This window comes from Saccharothrix sp. 6-C (assembly GCF_016695385.1).
GTDB lineage: Bacteria > Actinomycetota > Actinomycetes > Mycobacteriales > Pseudonocardiaceae > Actinosynnema > Actinosynnema texasense.
In genome coordinates this window covers 5,460,509-5,480,418 of record NZ_CP064192.1, presented here as the reverse complement: position 1 = coordinate 5,480,418, position 19,910 = coordinate 5,460,509, and the positions used below count along the sequence as shown (strand labels likewise).

The window sequence follows — 19,910 nt, the reverse complement described above, 5'->3', positions numbered from 1 at the left end:
TGCGGGTCTCACCTCCGGTTGCTCACCGTGAACCGTACAGCCTCACGTGCTACCGTGAAGTATGCCTGAAGACGCCGACGTAGACGGTTGTAGTAGTAGGCCGGGTGGGACCCGGCTGATCATGGATTCTCCGGCGGGCGTGCCGTGCTGATCGTTTCCGGCTTGCTCGTGATCGTGGCCCTCACCGCGGCCACGGGGTACTTCGTGGCCCAGGAGTTCGCCTACATGGCGGTGGACCGGGGCCGGTTGCGGCAGATGGCCGAGGGCGGCGACAAGGCCGCCGAGCGGGCCCTGCGCGTGACGCAGAAGTTGTCGTTCATGCTTTCCGGCGCCCAGTTCGGCATCACGGTGACCGCGCTGCTGGCCGGTTACGTGGCCGAGCCGCTGCTCGGCACCGGCCTCGCGGACCTGGTCGGGCTGACCGGCCTGTCGCCCGCCGTGTCGGTGTCGCTGTCCATGGTGGTCGCGCTGGTGGTCGCCACGGTGGTGCAGATGGTGCTGGGCGAGCTGCTGCCCAAGAACTTCGCCATCGCCCGGCCCGAGCCGTTGGCCAAGGCGTTGAGCGCCTCCACGCTGGTCTACCTCAAGGTCGCCGGCCCGGTGATCCGCCTGTTCGACGCGGCCGCCAACCGGCTGCTGCGCGCGGTCGGCATCGAGCCGGTCGAGGAGCTGCCCCAGGGCGCGACCCCGGAGGACCTCAAGCAGATCATCGGCGACGCGAGCAGCGAAGGTCACCTCGATCCGGAGCTGTCGCACCTGCTGGAACGCGGCCTGGGCTTCCGCGAGCTGGCCGCCGAGCAGGCCATGACCCCGCGGGTGCTGGTGCACTCCGTGCGCGCCGACGAGCCCGTCGCGCGGGTGGTCGAGCTGCTGGACACCGGTCACTCCCGGTTCCCCGTGTTCGGCGCGGACCTGGACGACCTGCGCGGGGTGGTCGGGTTGGCCGAGGTGCTGACCGTGGACCCGGAGCGGCGGGCGGACACGCCGATCGGCGCCGTCGCCTCGCCCGCGCTGGTGGTGCCCACGACCCTGCCGCTGCCCGGCGTGCTGGAGCGGCTGCGCGCCGAGCGCAGGCAGCTGGCGTGCGTGGTGGACGAGTTCGGCGGCTTCGCCGGGGTCGTCTCGCTGGAGGACCTGGCCGAGGAGCTGGTCGGGGAGATCCGGGACGAGGACGACCTGGACGAGGCCGGCATCGAACCGCTGGGTGACGGCGCGTGGCGGGTGCCGGGCCGGATGAGGGTGGACGAGATCGCCGACGCGACCGGCGTCGACCTGCCGCGCCACGACAGCTACGACACCGTCTCCGGCCTGGTGCTGACCCGCCTGGGCCGCACCGCCCGGGTGGACGACGAGATCGAGGTCGACGGCGTGTCCCTGCGGGTGACCGCCGTGGCCCGCAACGTGCCCGCCAGCCTCGTGCTGGCCACCCCGACCATCGACCGGACCGCGCAGCGGGAGGACGCCCGATGAGCACCACCTGGTCGTTGCTGATCTCCCTGGTGCTGCTGGTGGCCAACGCGTTCTTCGTGGCCGCCGAGTTCGCGCTCATCGCCGCCAAGAGGCACCGCCTGGAGCAGGACGCCGAGACCAGCCGCGCCGCCCGCGCGGCCGTGGCCGGGATTCGCGAGCTGTCCCTCATGCTCGCCGGCGCGCAGCTCGGCATCACGCTGTGCACGCTCGGGTTGGGCGCGCTGGCCAAACCGGCCGTGGCCGACCTGATCGACCCGCTGCTGCTGGCCACCGGGCTGCCCTCCGGTGTGTCGTACGCGGTCGCGTTCACGGTCAGCCTGGTGCTGGTGGTGTTCCTGCACATGGTCGTGGGCGAGATGGCCCCGAAGTCGTGGGCGATCTCGCACCCCGAGCGCTCGGCCGTGCTGTTGGCGTTGCCGTTCCGCGCGTTCGCGCACTCGGTGCGCTGGGTCCTCAGTGGACTGAACCGCACCACGAACGCGTTGCTGCGCCTCGGCAAGGTCGAACCGCAGGACGAGCTGGCGCAGGCGCACCGGCCGGACGACCTGCGGATGCTGGTCCGGCAGTCCGCCGAGCACGGCCTGATCCCCGAGGGCCAGCAGCGGCTGCTCACCAGGATGCTGCAGTTGCAGAACACCACCGTCGCCCAGGTCATGGTGCCGATCGAGGACACGCTGAGCGTCTCCGAGCACAGCAGCCCGCTGGCCGTCGAACGCCGCAGCCGCGAGTCCGGGCGCTCCCGGTTCCCGGTGATGGACGTGCACGGCCGGTTCCTCGGCCTGGTGCACATCCGCGAAGCGGTCCGCGCCACCGCCGCTGGCCGCCGGACGACCGCCCGCGAGCTGATGAACACCACGGTGACGCTGCCCGCCGCCATGCCGGTCGCGAGCGCGGTCACCGCGATGCGCGCCGACCGGGCCCAGCTGGCGCTGGTGTCCGACGCGGAGGGCGGCGTGATCGGCATCGCGGCCCTGGAAGACCTCCTCGAAGAGCTGATCGGCGACTTCGAGGACGAGACCGACACCCTGCTCCGCACCACCTGAACACACCCTCCCGGAGGAATGAACCCGATGTTCAAACGGATGCTCAGCGCGTTCGGCGTCGGCGGACCGTCCGTCGACACCGTCCTCGACTCGCCTCACGCCACCCCCGGCCAGGTCGTCACCGGTCAGGTCCGCATCCAGGGCGGCAGCAACGACGCCAACATCGACCAGATCGTGCTGTCGCTGGTGACGCGCGTCGAGGTCGAGCACGGCGACCACGAGTTCGCCGGCGTGTCGGAGTTCCTGCGCGTGGTGGTCGCGCAGGGCGTGCGCGTCCCGGCCGGGCAGCCGATGGCGGTGCCGTTCCAGCTCCCCGTGCCGTGGGAGACCCCGATTACCGCCGTCGGCGGGCAGCCCCTGCCCGGCATGACCGTCGGCGTGCGCACCGAGCTGGTGATCTCCGGCGCGCCCGACAAGGGCGACCTCGACCCGCTGCTCGTCGGCCCGCTGCCGTCCCAGGACCGGGTGCTCGACGCGTTCGGGCAGCTCGGCTTCCAGTTCCGCAGCGCGGACGTCGAGGCGGGGCGCATCCACGGCGTCCGGCAGGAGCTCGGCTTCTACCAGGAGATCGAGTTCTACCCGCCCGGCCAGTTCGCGGGGCGGGTCAACCAGGTCGAGCTGACCTTCGTCACCAACCCGCACGAGCTGGTCGTGGTGCTGGAGGCCGACAAGCGCGGTGGCATGTTCTCCTCCGGCTCGGACGCGTTCGGCCGCTTCCACGTGACGCACCAGGACGCGCTGAACACCGACTGGGCCGGCGCGATCAACCAGTGGATGGCGCAGATCTCCCAGCGCGGCGGCCATTCCGCGTTCGGCGGCCAGCCCGGCTACGGTCAGCCCGGTTACGGCCAGCCCGGCTACGGTCAGCCGGGTTACGGCCAGCCCGGTTACGGCCAGCCGGGTTACGGTCAGCCCGGGTACGGGCACCACGGCGGTCACTACGACGACGACCACCACCACGGCCGTCGCGGTCCGGGCATGGGCGCGGTCGTCGGCGGCGTCGCGGCCGGTGTGGTCGGCGGCATGGTGCTCGGCGAGGTCGTGGAAGAGGTCTTCGAGGACGACGGCGGCGAGGACATGGCGTTCGAGGAGTGACCGCTCCGCCGACCGCTTGACCGCACGACCACCAGGCCGTGGCACCGCGAGGTGCCACGGCCTTCGTGCGTCCCGGACAGGTCTCCACCTGCGCGTTCCCGCGGTGGACGGGTCGGCCGCCGGCGTCGCGACGGGCATCCACTGTGGATCCGGCCCCGCGCCATTGCCGAAACGATTTTCGGCTGCCACAGTGCTGAGTGGCGCTCTCACCACCGGCGACGGGCCGGTCGGCGAGTCTATCCGTCCTGTGTGGACGGTGCGTCCTCCGCCGCCTGCGGACAGACCGTTTCCGAGCGAGGATGTGAGGATTCGATGACGCGTTTCGCCAGAGTTGTCATGCCGGTGCTGGCGGCCCTGCTCGCCGGCTCCGCGACGTGGCCGGGCGCGGCACAGGCGGTGGACGGCCCGGCGGCGATGGCCCCGCCGACCGGGACCGTGCGGGTGCACCTGCTGGTCCCGTCCGACGTCGCGCCCGACCAGCGCTACGCGGACGGCATCACCCGGGTGATGGTCGAGGCACAGCGCTACTACAAGCAGGAACTGGGCAAGACGTTCCGGCTGAACAGCCCGGCGGTCGAGGTGATCCGGGGCGAGCGGGTGCGCAGCTGGTACGAGAACACGCCCAACGGGCCCGAGCGGTACTGGTGGACGGTGTTCAACATGCAGCAGGAGCTGATGCGCCGGCTCGGCCTCGGCGCGCCGGACCGGCGCTGGCTCAACGTCGGCGAGATCCGCGCGGAAGGCCCCGGCGCGGGCGGCGGTGGCGGCGGCGGTTGGGTGATCCTGTCCGGTCACGACGCGGACGGCGCGGCGGGCGTCAACGGCCCGATGAACCGGTGGTACGGCGGCATGGTGCACGAGCTGGGGCACGCGTTCGGCCTGCCCGACTCCTCCTACACCGACGGCACCCCGATGTCGGCGTCCTTCTACGACTACCCGAACACGCACTTCACCCAGAGCCAGAAGAACGGCATCCTGAACGGCCCGTACGGCAGCTTCCTGTACTGACCCGGGACCACCGGGCGCCAAGCGGCGAGGCCCGGTCCCCGCGACCGCGGGGACCGGCGACCCCGCGCGCCCGCAAGCCGTACGGGGAACCACATCCCCGGTCACGCCTCATCCCTGCGCACCACCGAGAGGTCCTCGTGATCAACAGCCGGCGAACGAGAGGTCTTCGACACCGAGCGCTCACCGCGGCGGTCTGCCTCGCGTCGGCGTTCTCCTTCGGGATCGGCACACCCGCCCAGGCCGCCGGGTCCGGCGCGCCGGCGGCCGACCAGCTCTACCGGGCGGCGGAGAAACCCGCGTCGACCACCCTCACGGCGAACGACTCCCGTGAGCACGTGCACGTGAAGTTCGCGGAAGGGAGCCGGGTCCGGTTACGCGGCGCCGAGCTGACGTCGGCCCCGGGCACGGACCTCGGCGCGGTCCGCGAGGTGCTCCGATCCGGCGCGGTCTCGGCGGTGCGGCGGCTGTTCACGGCGCCGGAGGAGGCGCTGCGGACGTTCACCGACCAGGCGGCGGCCCGCTCGGGTCGCGCGCAAGCCGACCTCACCCTGTGGTACCGCCTGGACCTGCGACCGGGCGCCGACCCGGTGGCGGTCATCGACGCGCTCAACGCGCTGCGCGAGGTGGAGATCGCCTACGCCGAACCACTCGCCGTCTCCCCGCCGATCGCCCCGGACTTCACCGCGCGCCAGGGCTACCGCTCCGCCGCCACCGGCAGCGGGATCGACGCCGACTACGCGCGGACGGTCCCCGGCGGCACCGGCGCGAACGTGCGAGTGGCCGACGTCGAGTACGCCTGGAACTTCGCCCACGAGGACCTGTCCAAGTTGCGCGCCCCCGGCACGTTCGTCGCCAACGGCACCGCGAAGGACCCGTTCGGCGACAACAACCACGGCACCGCCGTGGCGGGCATCCTGGTCGGCGACGCGAACGCGGGCGGTGTGACCGGGCTGGTCCCCGACTCGCCGATCCACGTCACCAACGCGGCCAACGCCGAACGCGGCTGGGACGTGGCCAACTCGGTCATCGTCCTGGCCCGCTCGCTGCGGCCCGGCGACGTGCTGCTGATCGAGCAGCAGACCTCCGGCCCGGCCGGCTGCACCGGGTACGTCGCCCCCGAGTGGGTCCCGGCGATCTACGACGCGATCGTCGCCACCACGTCCGCGGGCATCACCGTGGTCGAGACGGCGGGCAACGGGTCGATGAACCTGGACAACCCGTGCTTCGGCAGCAGGTTCCCGCGCGGCAGGCCCGACTCCGGCGCGATCATCGAGGGCGCCGGCTCCGCGCCCGGCTGCGGCACCGCCCGCGCCCGGCTGAACTTCTCCACCTACGGCAGCCGGGTGGACGTCCAGGGCTGGGGCAACTGCGTGGTGAGCACCGGGTACGGGAACCTTTACAGCAGCGGTGGCGCCAACGCCTACTACACGGCCTCGTTCAGCGGGACGTCCAGCGCGGGTCCGATCGTGGCGGCGGCCGCGGCCTCCCTGTCCAGCGTCGCCAAGCAACGCGGCACCACGCTCACCCCCGACCGGGTGCGCGCCATCCTGAAGTCGACCGGGACCCCGCAGGCCAACCCCGGCACCGGCAACATCGGCCCCCTGCCGAACCTGCGTGCCGCGATCGCCGCCCTGCCCACCCGGTCGTCGTGATCCTCGGAGGTCTGACCTCATGGAGAAGTCGCTCCCGATGATCGCCTCCGGCGCGGTCGTCGCATCGGTGCCGGCCCTGCCCGGCGGGGTGGCCGCGAGCGCTCCGGTCCCACCGCGGTCGACGTCGGCCGCCGGGCAGTGCCACCACGCGGACGACTTCGCACCCCGAGAAGGGCTCGGGGCCGACGTGTGCGAGACGGGTGACGGCCTGTTCGAGGTGCGCACCGCGAGCGGTGATCACGTGACCCACGGCCTGGACGTGCCCACGTCCGAGCACGAGGGCGTCCGGGACGAGATCACCCCGTCGGCGATCACCACCCCGGCCGCCCGCGCGCCCCACTGCGCGACCGACTCCTACCGCGTCCAGCTGATCTACCTGATCCCCGCCGGGCGCCCGACGCGTCGGCGACGATGGTCCCGCTGATGAGGCAGCACTTGGTCCAGTCCAACGCCGTGGTCTCGAACCGCGCCGCGGAATACGGCGGTGACCTGTCGCTGCGCGTCGCCTGCGACTCCGGGGGCCGGCCCGCCGGGTCATGCGCAGCAGTCACGACAACGGCGACATCGGCGCGATCGACCAGGAGGTGGCGCGCCACGGCCAGCGGATCACCGGTCAGGACAACGTCGTGTACTGGGGTGACGGCGGCTGCGGCGGCGGTGTCGCCTACGGCAGCGGCGACACGCGTCCGGGAGTGGAGAACAGCGTCAACAACGCGCCCTGCATCGTGGTGGTCCACGGGCGGTGCCCCTTCGCCTACCTGCTGCACGAGCAGGGCCACTCGATGGGCGCGGTGCTCCCGAACACGCCCGACACCTCGGGGGCCGGTCACTGCGACGACGACGCCGACGTCATGTGCTACAAGGAACACGCTGGCCGGGTCGTTCCTCGCGACGACCTGGAACCTCGCGAGCTGCGCCAACCGGATGGTCTACCGGCCCGACTGCGGCGCCGCGCTGTCGACGGCGGGGGTCGACGAGACCCGGTAGGACCACTGGACCCACCGCGAGGCGGTGGGACCTGAGCGACGAAGCCCTTCGGCGACCCCGAAGGGCTTCGTCGCGCGAGGGCTCGGGCTCAACCCGGGCGGCCGTCGACCTGCGGGTTCGTCGACGCGGCTGCCCTGAGCAGGCGCAGCTGCCCGATCTCGCTCACGTTCTTCATCAACTCGGCGTTCACCCACGCCACCGAGTGCCCGACCGTGCTGTCCGGCCACGGGAAGGTGGACGGCGCGGACAGGTCCAACGTCGGCAGCAGCCCGACCCACTCGTCGCGCAGACCGCGCAGCCAGTCCACCACCCGGTCCGGTCCGGGCCACCGGATCTCCGTGCGGTGGCGCGGGGCGCGACCGAGGGCGTGGTCGATCGCGACCGACCACCACCAGCCCAGGTGCCAGGACACCCAGGCGATGGTCGGCACGGGCACCGGGTCGGGCTCGGTCTCGGCCCAGTCCGGCGTCCCGTCCCGGATCGTCCACACCACCCCGGCGGGTTCCCAGAGGTGGTCCTCGGGCACACGGTGATCGTGCCCGGCCGGGCAACTGCTCCTGCGCGGGCGGAGGCGGCCACGCCATCGCCCGTCCCGGCGTGTCAGCGGGCGGTGGTCCACTCCTGCGCGGGCGTGAACGGGACCGGTGACGGGCGTTCGACGGTGGTCGTGAGGTCGATCCTCCGCCCTTCCCCGGCGGAGCGGAGCACGGCGGTTATCGTCTCCAGCACGTGCAGCGCGAGGTCCCCGCCCGCGCGCGGCGGTCGACGGCCGCCGGCCGCGACGAGGTCGAGCAGTCCGATGCCGCGGCCGGCCCCGGCGTAGCCGGCGTCCGGGGTCAGCGCCTGCCACTCGGCCCCGCCCAGCGGGAAGAGGCGGGTCACGCCGTCGAAGTGGTTGGGGTCCGGGACGGCGAGGGTGCCGGTCTCGCCGTGCACCTCGATCGGCACGGCGGTGGTGGCCACGCCGTCGAAGCTCGTGGTGATGGTGGACAGCGCGCCGCCGGCGTGTTCGAGCACGCCGGAGACGTGGCTGGCGACCTCGACCGGGATCCGCTGACCAGCCCGGGGTCCGGACCCGATGACGCGCTCGTCGCGCAGCCGGGCCGCCGCGCCGATCACCGCGCGCACGGGGCCGAGCAGGTGGACGAGCGCGGCGATGTAGTACGGACCCATGTCCAGCAGGGGACCGCCACCGGGCGCGTAGTAGAAGTCGGGGTTGGGGTGCCAGCGCTCGTGTCCCGGCGTGACCATCACCGCCGACGCCGACAGCGGCCGGCCGATGAGCCCGCGGTCGATCGCCGCGCGCGCGGTCTGCGTGCCCGTGCCGAGCACGGTGTCGGGTGCGCAGCCCACCAGCACACCGGCCGCGGCGGCCCGGTCGACGATGGTGCGGCCCTCCTCGAACGTGACGGCCAAGGGCTTCTCGCCGAACACGTTCTTGCCCGCGTCGACGGCGCGCAGCGCGATCTCCGCGTGCGCCGCCGGGGTGGTGAGGTTGAGCACGGTGTCGACGTCGGGCCCGTCGACCAGGCGCTCCACGCTCACCGCCGAGGCTCCCGGGAGTCCGGCGGCGACGGCGGCCGAGCGGGCGTCGTCGAGGTCGGCGACCGCGGTGATGCGCACCGCGGGGTGGTCGGCGAGCGTGTCGAGGTAGGCGCGGGAGATGACCCCGAGACCTACGACGCCGACGCGGTGCGGGTCGCCCACAGCATTCCCCTCTCGATGACGGTGCGGACGTCGGGGTGCTCCAGCACGTCGAGGCTGTGCCCCGGGGTCGTCACGACGATCCGCCCGGCGCCCCACTGGCGGGTCCAGATCGCCGGGCAGGTGACGGGCCGCTGCCACGGCTGCCACTCCTCGGCCGGGTGGGTCGTGGTGGCCAACACGTCGTTCAGGCCGTCGTGCAGCACCCAGTACTGCTCGGTGACCAGCTCGAAGTCCTCGATGCCCGCGGTGATCGGGTGCTCGCGGCCGAGGGCGGTGATGGTCACCGAGTGCGGCAGGTAGTTGTCCTCCGGTCCGCCCGCGCGCTCGTCCGGCCGCTTGCCGGGGTGCGTCGCGAACTGGCCGCCCACCAGGTGCAGGTAGTCCGACGAGGCGCGGAACGAGTCGGCGATGCCGCCGTGCCAGCCGGTGAAGCCGGTGCCCGCCTCGACCGCCGCGCGCAGCCCGGCCACCTCCTCGGCGGTGATCTGCGACATCGTCACGCACTGCACGATCAGGTCCGTGTCGGCCATCTCGGCGGCGTCGGCGTACACCTCGGTCGAGTCCTCGACCCGCACGGCGTAGCCGCCGCGCTCCAGGAACGGGAGGAACGAGTCGGTCGCCTCGACCGGCCGGTGACCCTCCCACCCGCCGCGGACCACCAATGCTTTCGGCTGCCTCACGCCCACCCCCCGGGAACTGCTCTTCGACGGCCACGACATCCCGGGCGGGCGAGGCCGGTGCCGGCCCCCGTCCACCCGTCTTGATCGTATCCGTCACCCCCTCCCGGATGTCGACACCTTGTTGCGCGGGAGGCGGTCCGGCGGGGGAGGTGACGCTCGTTCCGACGAACGGACGTCACCTCCCGATCCGGGCCGGGGGTCACGGCCCGGCGCTCACCCCCGTGCTTGCATGCAGTCGAGCCAGGACGCGGTGGTGACGACGATCTCGACCGGGGTGCTCTCGGTCACCGTGCCGTCCGACACCCGGATCTGCGCGTCGTACACGCCCATCGGCACCGACACCGGACCGCCGACGAGCAGCCACCCGTTGATCGTGACCCCGCCGTCGTCCGGGTCGGGGTGGTTGGAACCCGGCGGGAGGACGCTCTCCGTGGAGGTCCAACCGGGCGGCAGGTCGCGCATCCCGTAGTCCAGGTCCGTGGACCAGTCACCGGTCACCGCGAAGATGAAGTAGGACTGGTGGACCCGGTCGTCCGTGCCGTGCTGGACGCACATCCGCTGCGGGCGGTCCCACTTCTCCAGCTGCCAGGTCTGATCTTGCGCGGTCGTCTCCGCCGACGCGACGCCGAGCGGTCCGACCAGGGGGAGCAGCAGCACCGCGACGAGGGCGAGCGCCGATCTGACGATCCGAGAAGTCGATGTCACCGAATTCCTCCTGAACTGGTGCGGAAGACGCCTCGGCCGACCGTACCGACCGGATCTCAGAGTCCGCTGAAACTCCCTGCCCTTTCGGGCAATTTCGATCGGCGCCCCCGTGACCGTCCGGTTCGGACGGACCGGCACGTCCGGTCGAACCCAGGTGACGGAGCCGGTGTCGGCGGGAGCGGCCACGGCCCACGTCATGACACTGCTGGTGGACAAGAGAAGGGCTGCCGCGCCGTCGGCTCGGCGGCCACCGGCCGATCACCAGGTTCCAACGATCACGCGGCCTGACCCGCGATCGGCCTGGATCACCCTGTCGTTGCCAGCCGGTCGCCGCGGAACTGCGGGGTCGCACGACCGGTCGCGCACGGAGGACGCGGCACGGGGCGCGGCCGGGTGTGGCCAGGCCGAGGCGGTAGGTCGTGCCGCCGGGCGGCTGTGCCTTGTGGACGGTGTCAGTTGACGCAGGTGGGCTCGCGCCGGACGAAGCCCACCGGCGCCACCCCGCGTTCCGCTGCGGCGGCCGTGGCCGAGGTCGTCGCCGCGCCGACGGCCAGTCCGCCGACGAACGCCCGCAGCCCGGCCGCGTCGGCGGTGGTCGTCCCGTCCGGTGCGACGCTGGTCGGCGCCGTAGAGGGTGGCGCCCAGCGCGTAGATGTCGACCCGCTCGGTGGGCGCTTCCTGCCGGAACGCCTCCGGGGCCGCGTAGGCAGGCGTCAACGCGGTCAGGCTCGCCGAGGACTCCCGACCCGGCTCGGCCGGCGCGGCGCGCCCGAAGTCGGCCAGTCCTGTCGATCTTGACCGCGACCTCGCGGTCCACGCTCACCTGCACGGTCCGGTACACCACGGTGAACCCGCCACGGCCCACCGGATCGAGCAGCCGGTACCCCGGCACCTGCGACTGCGGCATCACCGGATCGACCCCGGTGGCGGTTCGCGGGCCGGGTGACCGCAAAACCGCACACCTGCGGAGCTATTCCTGGGCCTTGCCCCCGGTGACGCGGGACAGGGCCAGGGCGATGAGGATGATGGCGCCGTTGAGCGCGCCGATCCACTGCGCCGGGACCCCGCCGAGGGTGAGCACGTTCTGGATCATGAACAGGAGCAGGATGCCGGTGAAGGCGCCGAACACCGTGCCCTTGCCGCCGTTGAGGCTGATGCCGCCGATGACGGCGGCGGCGAAGACGGTGAAGATGTAGCCGTTGCCCTGCGCGGAGGCGACCGAGGCCAGCCGCCCGGAGAGCAGCAGGCCGCCGAGGGCGGCGAGCAGGCTCGCGGTGACGATGACGGTCCACAGCACCCGGTCGGTGCGGATGCCGGCGGCCTTGGCCGCGTCGACGTTGCCGCCGATGGCGTAGAGGGACCGGCCGAAGCTGGTGAAGCCGAGGACCACGACGCCGATGGCGAACAGGACGAGGCACAGCCACACCGACGCGGGGACGCCGAACCACTGCGCGGTGCCGAGGTAGAGCATCGACTCGGGGAGGCGGAAGAAGGTCTGGCCGCCGGAGATGCCGGTGAGGATGCCGCGCAGCACGATCAGCATGCCCAGGGTCACGATGAAGCCGTGCAGCCCGAACCGGATGATGAACAACGCGTTCACCACGCCGATCAGCACGCCGACGGCCAGCGTGATCGGGACCGACCAGCCGCCGGGCACCAGGCCCAGCCCGTGGCCGGTGCCGACGGGCACGGTGAGCCAGGCGGCGATCCCCGGCGCGAGCCCGACGGTGGACTCCAGGGAGAGGTCCATCTTCTTGACGACCAGCACGAGGGTCTGGGCCAGCACCAGCACCGCGATCTCGGACATGGTCTGCAGGATGTTGATCAGGTTGTCGGCCTGGAGGAACACCGGGCTGACCAGTTGGCCGACGACCGCGATCACGATGATGGCGGGGATGAGCGCAAGGTCCCGCAGGCGGGCGAAGGCGATCCGCCGCCCGCCGGCGCGCCCGCCGGCCGGGCGCTTCCCGACCGGGTCGCCCGTCGAGCCGTCGTCGGTGACCGCGGCCGCGGTCGTGGTCTCAGGCATCGAGGTCCACTCCTTCCATCGCGGCCACGAGCTGGTGGTCGTGCCAGCCGCTGGTCGTCTCGGCGACCACGCGGCCCTGGAACACCACCAGGACCCGGTCGCACAGGCGCAGGTCGTCGAGCTCGTCGGAGGCGATGAGCACGCCGGCGCCCGCGTCGGCGACCTCCTCGACCTTGCCGAGGAGGAACTCCTTGGACCCGCACGTCCACGCCGGCGGTCGGGTTGATCAGCACCAGCAGCTCCGGGTCGCCCGCCAGGGCGCGGGCCATGACCACCTTCTGCTGGTTGCCGCCGGAGAGACCGGAGACCGGCAGCTCCGGTCCCGGCGTCTTGATCGCCAGCTTCTCGATCATGGCCGCGGCGAGGTCGTCGCGGCGGCGACCGTCGATGAACCCGGCGGGCCCGAGCCGTTCCGGGATGGTCAGCGTCCCGTTGTCCGCGATGGACATCTCCGGCACGAGTCCCTGGTGGTGCCGGTCCTGCGGGACGAACCCCGCCCCGGCTCTCAGCGCCGCGGGCACGCTGCCCGGCCGCGGCCGGGAACCGGCGATCTCCACGGTGCCGCGCCCGGCCGCCCGCAACCCGACGACGGTCTCCGCGATCTCGATGCGACCGCTGCTCGCCGCGCCCGCGAGACCGACGATCTCACCGGCCCGGACGCGGAACGACACGTTCTCGTACACCCCGGGCAGGGAGGCGTCGTCCACCTCCAGCACGTCGGCGGCGTCCGCCGCCGGTCCTCGGCGTCGACCGCCCGCCTCCGCCGCGGCCTCGCCGGTCATGGCGGCGACCAGCTCGGCCCGGGGCAGTTCGTCGACCGCGGCGGTGAGGATGTGCCTGGCGTCGCGGAAGACCGTCACCGTGTCGCAGATCTCGTAGATCTCCTGGAGGTGGTGGCTGATGAACAGGAACGTGACGCCCTGGCGCTGGAGGTCGCCGATCCGGGCGAACAGCCGGGTGATGGCCGCGGCGTCGAGCTGGGCGGTCGGCTCGTCCAGGATGATGAACCGCGCGCCGAACGACAGCGCCCTGGCGATCTCCACGAACTGCCGCTGCTCGACGCCCAGCTCCTTGGCGGGCGTGCGCACGTCCACGTCGACCGACCAGGTGTCCAGCAGCTCGCGTGCCCTGCTGTGGACCGTCCGCCAGCTGATCAGCCCGCCGCGACCGCGGCCGTGCCGGTTGAGGAACAGGTTCTCGGCGACGGTCAGCTCGGGGATGATCGTGGACTTCTGGTAGACGCACGCCACCCGCTGCCGCCAGGCGTCCCGGTCGGCGAGCCGGGGCGCGGGCTCGCCGTCGAACCTCACCTCGCCCTCGTCCGGCGGCTGGAGCCCGGTGAGGATGGACACCAGGGTCGACTTGCCCGCCCCGTTGCGCCCGACCAGGGCGTGGGTCTGGCCGGCCTCGATCCTGATCGACGCCTCGTGCAGGGCCACCGTGGACCCGAACCGCTTCGTCATCCCCGTCGCCTCGGCGACGGGCGCAGTCGCAGCCATCTCGCGTGCCGCCCTTCCGGTCAGCCGAGCTTGTTGCCCCACAACGACTGGTCGTCGCTCTTGAGGCTGGGGACGCCGTCGTAGGTGCCGCCGTCGGCGGTGACCAGGGGAGCGGAGAGCTGGTCCTCCAGGAGGCCTTCGCGGACCTGGATGATGGTGCTGTCGTGGTCGGTCTTGCCGGGCGCGAACGTCTTGCCGTCGATCGCGGCCTTGAGGTAGTGCAGGGCGTACTTGGCGTAGAGGTCGGCCGGTTGGGAGACGGTGGCGTCGATCCGGCCCTCGGCGATGCTCGTCAGCTCCTCCGGGATGCCGTCGTTGGAGACGACGAACACGTGCTCGGGGTCGTCCGGCCCGACCAGCAGGTCCTTCTGCTTGAGCACCTGGAGCGTGCCGGCGAGCGCGAAGCTGGACTGCATGTAGACGCCCTTGATGTCCGGGTGGGCGGTGAGGTCGGTCTGGAGCTTCTGCGCGGCGACCGCGCCGTCCCAGTTCGTGGCCTCGCCGAACACCGTGATGTCGGGGTAGTGGGCCTTCATGCAGTCGTTGAACGCCTCGGTGCGGTCGCGGCCGTTGATCGAGGCCAGGTCGCCCTGCAGCATCACGACCTTGCCCTTGCCGCCGAGCTTCGCGCCGAGGAAGCGGCAGGCCTTCTCGCCGTAGGCGCGGTTGTCGGCCCGGACCACCATGAAGACGTCGCCGGTGTCGGGGCGGGTGTCCACCGTGACGACCGGGATCTTCTTCGCCGCCAGCTGCTCCAGCGTGGGTGCGATGGCCGCGGTGTCCTGCGGCGCCATCGCGACGCCCTTGACGCCCTGGCTGATGAAGGTCTGGGCGTTGGCGGTGAGCTTGGCGACGTCGTTCTGGGAGTTGGTGGTCTTGAGCTCGAGCCCGAGCTCCTTCGCGAACTCCGGGCTGTACTTGATGTAGGAGTTCCAGAAGTCGGTGTCGGACCGCGGGTAGTCGACGCCGACCACCGGTCCGCCCGAACCGGACTGCCCGGAGTCCTGGGCGCCGCAGGCGCTCAGCGCGGCGGTGAGGGCGGCGACGACGGCGACGGCGGCGCGGGATGTGGTCGGCACGGCGGTTCTCCTAGCGCGCGGTGTGGTGCGGGGAGCCGGGGTCGGGGGTCGGGGTCCGGGGACGGGTGCGCAGACCGCTCATGCCGCCGTCGACGGCGAGGTCGGCGCCGGTGGTGGAGCCGGCGAGCGGGCTCGCCAGGTAGGCGATGGCGGCGGCCACCTCGTCGGCGGTCACGAGCCGTCCCGTGGGTTGGCGGGCGTTGAGCGCGGCGCGCTCGGCCTCGGGGTCGGCGGCGCGGTCGAGCAGGCGGCCGATCCAGGGGGTGTCGGCGGTGCCCGGGTTGACGCAGTTGACGCGGATGCCGGCGGCGACGAGGTCGGCGGCGGTCGCGCGGGTGAGGGAGAGCACCGCGCCCTTGGTGGCGGAGTACAGGGCGCGGTCGGGCAGGCCGGCGGTCGCGGCGATGGAGCAGGTGTTGACGATCGCCGCGTGGTGGGACCGGCGCAGGTGCGGCAACGCGGCACGGGTGGTGCGCACGATGCCGAAGACGTTGACGTCGAAGACCCGCCGCCACTCGTCGTCCGGGTTGTCCTCGATGGTGCCCTGGGCGCCGATGCCGGCGTTGTTGACCAGGATGTCGATGCCGCCGAGCCGTTGCGCGGCCTGGTCGACGGCCGCCCGCACGGTGGCGTCGTCGGCCACGTCGGCCCGGATGCCGACGAGCGGCTCCGGCAGGCCTTCCGGCGCGAGGTCGAGGCACGCGACGCGGGCGCCGCGGGAGGCCAGCAGCAGCGCGGTGGCCAGTCCGATGCCGGAGGCGCCACCGGTGACCACGGCGGCGAGGCCGGCGAGTTCGGGCGCGCTCACGCGGTGGCCTGCCTGTTCCAGACGGGCCCGTCGGGGAAGCGGTGGGCGGCGATGGACGCGGCGTGCAGTTCGGCGCTGATGCCGGGCGCGGTCGGGGGGAGGTAGTGGCCGCGGCGGATCCGCACCGGGTCGGTGAAGTGCTCGTGCAGGTGGTCGACGTACTCGATGACGCGGTCCTCCGTCGTGCCGCTGACGGCCACGTAGTCGAACATCGCCAGGTGCTGGACCATCTCGCACAGCCCGACGCCGCCCGCGTGCGGGCAGACGGGGACGCCGAACTTGGCGGCCAGCAGCAGGACGGCGACGTTCTCGGTGACGCCGGCGGTGCGGCTGGCGTCGAGTTGCAGGACGTCGAGGGAGCCGGCCTGGAGCAGTTGCTTGAACATCACCTGGTTGTGGGTGTGCTCGCCGGTGGCGACCTTCACCGGGGTCAGCGCCCGGCGGATGGCGGCGTGGCCGAGGATGTCGTCGGGTGACGTGGGTTCTTCGATCCAGTACGGGTCGTGGGGCAGCAGCGCGGTCATCCAGTCGATCGCCTGCCGCACGCCCCACGCCTGGTTGGCGTCCACGGCGATCCTGATGTCCGGTCCGACGGCCTCCCGGGCCAGCCGCAGCCGGCGCACGTCGTCGGCGAGGTCGGCCCCGACCTTGAGCTTGATCTGGGTGAACCCGTCGGCGACGGCCTCCTGCGACAGCCGCACGAGCTTCTCGTCGTCGTACCCGAGCCAGCCGGGGGTCGTCGTGTAGGCCGGGTAGCCGTGCCTCCGCAGGTGCGCCGTCCGTTCGGCGCGACCGGGTTCGGCGCGGCGGAGGATGTCCAACGCCTCGTCACGCGTGAGGGCGTCCTCCAGGTAGCGGAAGTCCACCAGGTCCACGAGCTGTTCCGGGGACGACTCCGAGAGCAGCTGCCACACCGGCTTGCGCTCGCGACGCCCGTACAGGTCCCAGACGGCGTTGACGACGGCGGCGGCGGCCATGTGGATGGCGCCCTTCTCCGGGCCGAGCCAGCGCAGCTGGCTGTCACCGGTCAGCCGGCGGGAGAACGCGCCCAGGTCGCCGAGGACCTCGTCCACCGGCAGGCCGACGACCAGCGGCGCCAAGGCGCGCACGGCGGCGACCTCGACGTCGTTGCCCCGTCCCACGGTGAACGCCAGCCCGTGCCCCTCCCCGCCCCCGCTGGTCCGGATGGTGACGTAGGCGGCGGAGTAGTCGGGCTCGGGGTTCATGGCGTCGGAGCCGTCGAGGTCGAGCGAGGTCGGGAACCGCACGTCGACCGCGTCGACGGCGGTGATCAGCTCAGTCATCGTGCCCGGCACTCCCGGTTCAGAGGTGCGACGAATCGATCCTGGACATGGGATGGATTTATAGGACTTCGTCGGGGCGATGTCCAGGTCGAGCAGCCAGATTCGGGTGAGAAAAGGTCGTAAATCCTGGTGGATCCCCTGTGGCGAGAATCTGCCGCTTCGGCGACACATCCCATCTCTTCCACGGAGATAGGATGTCTTGCTAGCCTGCCTCGGCGCGCACGCCACGTTCCGGGGAGATCCACCGCATGTCACTGACCGACAAGGCGATCGACCGCATCAGGGACCTGATCCAGTCGGGCGAGCTGCCACCGGGGTCCAAGCTCCCGCCGGAACAGCAGTTGGCCGCCGGGCTGGGCCTGTCCCGGAACCTGATGCGGGAGGCGGTCAAGGCGCTGGTCGTCGCGCGGGTGCTGGAGATCCGGCGGGGCGACGGCACCTACGTGACCAGCCTGGAGCCGGAGGTGCTGCTCGGCAGCATCGCGTCCGCGGTGGAGCTGCTCAGGGGCGACACCCTGTTGGAGCTGACCGAGGTGCGCCGGTTGTTCGAGCCGGTCGCCACCGGGCTCGCCGCCACCCGCATCTCCGCGGCGGAACTCGCCGAGGTCGAACGCCACCTGCACGCGATGCGCCTGGCCCGTGACGACGTGGAGCTGCTGAACAAGCACGACGCCGCGTTCCACCGGGCGGTCGTGGCCGCCACCGGCAACGCCACCCTGACGACCCTGCTGGAGGGCATCTCCGGGCCCACGGTCCGGGCCAGGGTGTGGCGCGGCCTGGTCGACGACAACGCCGCCAGTCGCACGTTGGCCGAGCACGAGGCGATCTACCACGCCCTGGTCGACCGGGACGCCGTCCTCGCGCAGGCCGCCGCCCTGGTCCACATCACCACCACCGAGCGCTGGCTGCGCGAGCACGTCGACCGGGATGGCGACGCCCGGCCCGGCGTCGACGGCCCGCCGCCGCCGGCGTACCCGCAGTGAGGAGAACCCGATGAGACTGCTCCGCGTGGGCCCGGCGGGCGCCGAGCGGCCCGCCGTCCTGGACGCCGACGACGTCGCGCACGACCTGACCCCGCTCACGGCCGACATCGACGGCGCCTTCCTGGCGGGCGGCGGCGTGGACCGGGTCCGGCAGGCCCTGGCCGACGGCCTGCTGCCCGTCGTCGACCTCGCCGGGCAGCGCGTCGGCGCTCCCGTCGCCCGTCCCGGGAAGGTCGTCTGCGTCGGGCTCAACTACGCCGACCACGCTGCCGAGACCGGGACGCCGCCGCCCGCCGAGCCGGTGGTCTTCCTGAAGGCGGTGAACACCGTCGTCGGTCCGGACGACACGGTGCTCGTCCCGCGCGGCAGCGTGAAGACCGACTACGAGGTCGAACTCGCGGTCGTCATCGGCCGCACCGCGCGCTACCTGGACTCGCCGGCCGACGCGGACGGGGTCATCGCGGGCTACGCCATCGCCGACGACGTCACCGAGCGGGCGTTCCAGCACGAGCGCGGCGGGACGTGGGACAAGGGCAAGTCGTGCGAGACGTTCAACCCGCTCGGCCCCTGGCTGGTCACGCCCGACGACGTGGGCGACCCGCAGGACCTGGCGATGCGGCTGCGGGTCAACGGCGAGCCGCGCCAGGACGGCCACACCAAGAACATGATCTTCGGCGTGCGCCACGTCGTGTGGTACCTCAGCCAGTTCATGGTGCTGGAGCCCGGGGACGTCGTCAACACCGGCACCCCGGCCGGCGTCGCGTTCGGCGCGAACGACTTCCCCTACCTGCGCGCCGGTGACGTGGTCGAGGCCGAGATCGAGGGGCTGGGCCGGCAGCGCCACGTCCTCGGACAGGCGTGATGGCGTCCCCGGCGAGGCCGTGGTTCGCCGAACGCGTGCCGCTGGGCCGCTCCGACGTCACCGTGACCCGCCTCGGCCTGGGCACCGCGCCGCTGGCCGGCCTGTACTCGGCGGTGGGCGAGGACCAGGCGACCGCCGCGTTGGAGGCGGCGTGGGCGGCCGGCATCCGCTACTTCGACACCGCGCCCCACTACGGCGCCGGACTGGCCGAACGACGCCTCGGCGCGTTCCTGGCCACCCGGCCCCGCGCGGAGCCCACGGTGTCGACCAAGGTCGGCCGGCTTCTGGTGCCGGGAGAGGCGACGGCGGGCGGTGAGGGCTTCCACGACGACCAGGGCCTGGTCCGGGTGCGCGACTACAGCGCCGAGGGCGTCTACCGGTCGCTCTCGGAGAGCCTGGAGCGGTCCGGCCTCGACTCCTTCGAGATCGCGTTGATCCACGACCCGGACGACCACTGGCAGGAGGCGGTCACCGGCGCGTACCCCGCGCTGGAACGCCTGCGCGCCGAGGGCGCGGTGCGGGCGATCGGCGCGGGGATGAACCAGACGGCGATGCTCACCCGGTTCGTCGCCGAGACCGACGTCGACTGCGTGCTCGTGGCCGGCCGGTACACCCTGCTGGACCGCACGGCGGCCGACGACCTGCTGCCGCTGTGCGCGCGGCGGCAGGTGGGCGTCATCGTCGGCGGTGTCTTCAACAGCGGCATCCTCGCGGACCCCGTCCCCGGCGCCACCTACGACTACGCACCCGCCACGGAGGACGTGTGGCGGCGAGTCCGCGCCCTGGCCGAGCGGTGCGCCGAGCACGGCGTCGCGCCGGCCGCCGCCGCGCTGCGGTTCCCGCTGCGGCACCCGGCGGTGACCAGCGTCGTCGTGGGCGCGCGCAGCGCGCGGGAAGTCACCGAGAACATCGCGCACGCCGCCACCGCGATCCCGGAGGCGCTGTGGGCGGAACTCGACGCGTCGGGGTGACATGATCAGGCGCGAACCCGGCACGCGC

General features: G+C 72.6%; 19 protein-coding genes and 1 pseudogene. 11 read left to right on the top strand and 9 right to left on the bottom strand.

From position 1 onward, the window contains the following. Nucleotides 1–168 precede the first annotated feature (168 nt). From IOD16_RS22710 to IOD16_RS22680, 7 genes are all read left to right on the top strand, one after another. Nucleotides 169–1,470 (top strand): hemolysin family protein, encoded by a 1,302-nt coding sequence (locus IOD16_RS22710; protein ID WP_236595211.1) that lies wholly within the window; start codon nucleotides 169–171, stop codon nucleotides 1,468–1,470. Continuing rightward, complete coding sequence (locus IOD16_RS22705; RefSeq protein WP_201436046.1) at nucleotides 1,467–2,513, top strand: hemolysin family protein; 1,047 nt, start codon at nucleotides 1,467–1,469, stop codon at nucleotides 2,511–2,513. The genes IOD16_RS22710 and IOD16_RS22705 overlap by 4 nt, the downstream gene beginning before the upstream one ends. A 27-nt stretch (nucleotides 2,514–2,540) precedes the next feature. Next, complete coding sequence (locus tag IOD16_RS22700; RefSeq protein WP_201436045.1) at nucleotides 2,541–3,608, top strand: sporulation protein; 1,068 nt, start codon at nucleotides 2,541–2,543, stop codon at nucleotides 3,606–3,608. 312 nt (nucleotides 3,609–3,920) lie between these two features. Next, a complete protein-coding gene (locus IOD16_RS22695; protein WP_201436044.1) occupies nucleotides 3,921–4,616 on the top strand; it encodes a hypothetical protein in 696 nt (231 codons plus the stop codon). 137 nt (nucleotides 4,617–4,753) lie between these two features. Continuing rightward, on the top strand, nucleotides 4,754–6,268 hold the full coding sequence (locus IOD16_RS22690; RefSeq protein WP_201436043.1) for a S8 family serine peptidase: 1,515 nt from the start codon (nucleotides 4,754–4,756) through the stop codon (nucleotides 6,266–6,268). A gap of 19 nt (nucleotides 6,269–6,287) precedes the next feature. Next, a complete protein-coding gene (locus IOD16_RS22685) occupies nucleotides 6,288–6,692 on the top strand; it encodes a hypothetical protein (RefSeq protein ID WP_201436042.1) in 405 nt (134 codons plus the stop codon). 112 nt (nucleotides 6,693–6,804) lie between these two features. Next, nucleotides 6,805–7,290, top strand: a complete 486-nt coding sequence (locus tag IOD16_RS22680) for a hypothetical protein (protein WP_201436041.1) — start codon at nucleotides 6,805–6,807, stop codon at nucleotides 7,288–7,290. Between the two features lie 53 nt (nucleotides 7,291–7,343). On the opposite strand, the gene IOD16_RS22675 is transcribed toward IOD16_RS22680, so the two are convergent. From IOD16_RS22675 to IOD16_RS22660, 4 genes are all read right to left on the bottom strand, one after another. Then, on the bottom strand, nucleotides 7,344–7,781 hold the full coding sequence (locus IOD16_RS22675; protein WP_201436040.1) for a DinB family protein: 438 nt from the start codon (nucleotides 7,779–7,781) through the stop codon (nucleotides 7,344–7,346). A gap of 74 nt (nucleotides 7,782–7,855) precedes the next feature. Further along, nucleotides 7,856–8,962: a Gfo/Idh/MocA family protein gene (locus IOD16_RS22670; RefSeq protein WP_201436039.1), complete on the bottom strand. Its 1,107-nt coding sequence runs from the start codon at nucleotides 8,960–8,962 to the stop codon at nucleotides 7,856–7,858. Continuing rightward, nucleotides 8,932–9,642 carry a ThuA domain-containing protein gene (locus IOD16_RS22665; protein WP_236594289.1) on the bottom strand — a complete coding sequence of 237 codons (711 nt, stop codon included), beginning with the start codon at nucleotides 9,640–9,642 and terminating at the stop codon, nucleotides 8,932–8,934. The genes IOD16_RS22670 and IOD16_RS22665 overlap by 31 nt, the downstream gene beginning before the upstream one ends. Before the next feature lie 213 nt (nucleotides 9,643–9,855). After that, on the bottom strand, nucleotides 9,856–10,347 hold the full coding sequence (locus tag IOD16_RS22660; protein WP_201436038.1) for a DUF5980 family protein: 492 nt from the start codon (nucleotides 10,345–10,347) through the stop codon (nucleotides 9,856–9,858). Nucleotides 10,348–10,456: 109 nt separating this feature from the next. Between IOD16_RS22660 and IOD16_RS41550 the strand changes: the two genes are divergently transcribed. Beyond that, nucleotides 10,457–10,807 carry a hypothetical protein gene (locus IOD16_RS41550; protein ID WP_201436037.1) on the top strand — a complete coding sequence of 117 codons (351 nt, stop codon included), beginning with the start codon at nucleotides 10,457–10,459 and terminating at the stop codon, nucleotides 10,805–10,807. Nucleotides 10,808–11,317: 510 nt separating this feature from the next. Here IOD16_RS41550 and IOD16_RS22650 read toward each other — a convergent pair. From IOD16_RS22650 to IOD16_RS22630, 5 genes and pseudogenes are all read right to left on the bottom strand, one after another. Continuing rightward, entirely contained in the window at nucleotides 11,318–12,376 is a 1,059-nt protein-coding gene (locus IOD16_RS22650) for an ABC transporter permease (RefSeq protein ID WP_201436036.1), read from the bottom strand. Beyond that, nucleotides 12,369–13,875 (bottom strand): annotated as a pseudogene (locus IOD16_RS22645) (sugar ABC transporter ATP-binding protein). The gene IOD16_RS22650 and the pseudogene IOD16_RS22645 overlap by 8 nt, the downstream one beginning before the upstream one ends. A 20-nt stretch (nucleotides 13,876–13,895) precedes the next feature. Further along, a complete protein-coding gene (locus tag IOD16_RS22640) occupies nucleotides 13,896–14,954 on the bottom strand; it encodes a sugar ABC transporter substrate-binding protein (protein ID WP_201436035.1) in 1,059 nt (352 codons plus the stop codon). Between the two features lie 10 nt (nucleotides 14,955–14,964). After that, nucleotides 14,965–15,762, bottom strand: a complete 798-nt coding sequence (locus IOD16_RS22635) for an SDR family NAD(P)-dependent oxidoreductase (RefSeq protein ID WP_201436034.1) — start codon at nucleotides 15,760–15,762, stop codon at nucleotides 14,965–14,967. Beyond that, nucleotides 15,759–17,066, bottom strand: coding sequence for an enolase C-terminal domain-like protein (locus IOD16_RS22630; RefSeq protein ID WP_201436033.1), 1,308 nt, complete (start codon nucleotides 17,064–17,066; stop codon nucleotides 15,759–15,761). Before IOD16_RS22630 ends, IOD16_RS22635 begins: the two co-directional genes overlap by 4 nt. Nucleotides 17,067–17,314: 248 nt before the next feature. Here IOD16_RS22630 and IOD16_RS22625 point away from each other — a divergent pair, with 248 nt between their 5' ends. The 3 genes from IOD16_RS22625 to IOD16_RS22615 are packed head-to-tail and all read left to right on the top strand — an operon-like array spanning nucleotide 17,315 to nucleotide 19,882. Further along, the gene (locus tag IOD16_RS22625) at nucleotides 17,315–18,049 is read left to right on the top strand and encodes a FadR/GntR family transcriptional regulator (protein WP_201436032.1); all 735 of its coding nucleotides are present in this window, start codon (nucleotides 17,315–17,317) and stop codon (nucleotides 18,047–18,049) included. Nucleotides 18,050–18,059: 10 nt separating this feature from the next. Beyond that, nucleotides 18,060–18,911 carry a fumarylacetoacetate hydrolase family protein gene (locus IOD16_RS22620; protein ID WP_201436031.1) on the top strand — a complete coding sequence of 284 codons (852 nt, stop codon included), beginning with the start codon at nucleotides 18,060–18,062 and terminating at the stop codon, nucleotides 18,909–18,911. Next, nucleotides 18,911–19,882, top strand: a complete 972-nt coding sequence (locus tag IOD16_RS22615) for an aldo/keto reductase (RefSeq protein ID WP_201436030.1) — start codon at nucleotides 18,911–18,913, stop codon at nucleotides 19,880–19,882. The genes IOD16_RS22620 and IOD16_RS22615 overlap by 1 nt, the downstream gene beginning before the upstream one ends. Nucleotides 19,883–19,910: the final 28 nt, after the last annotated feature.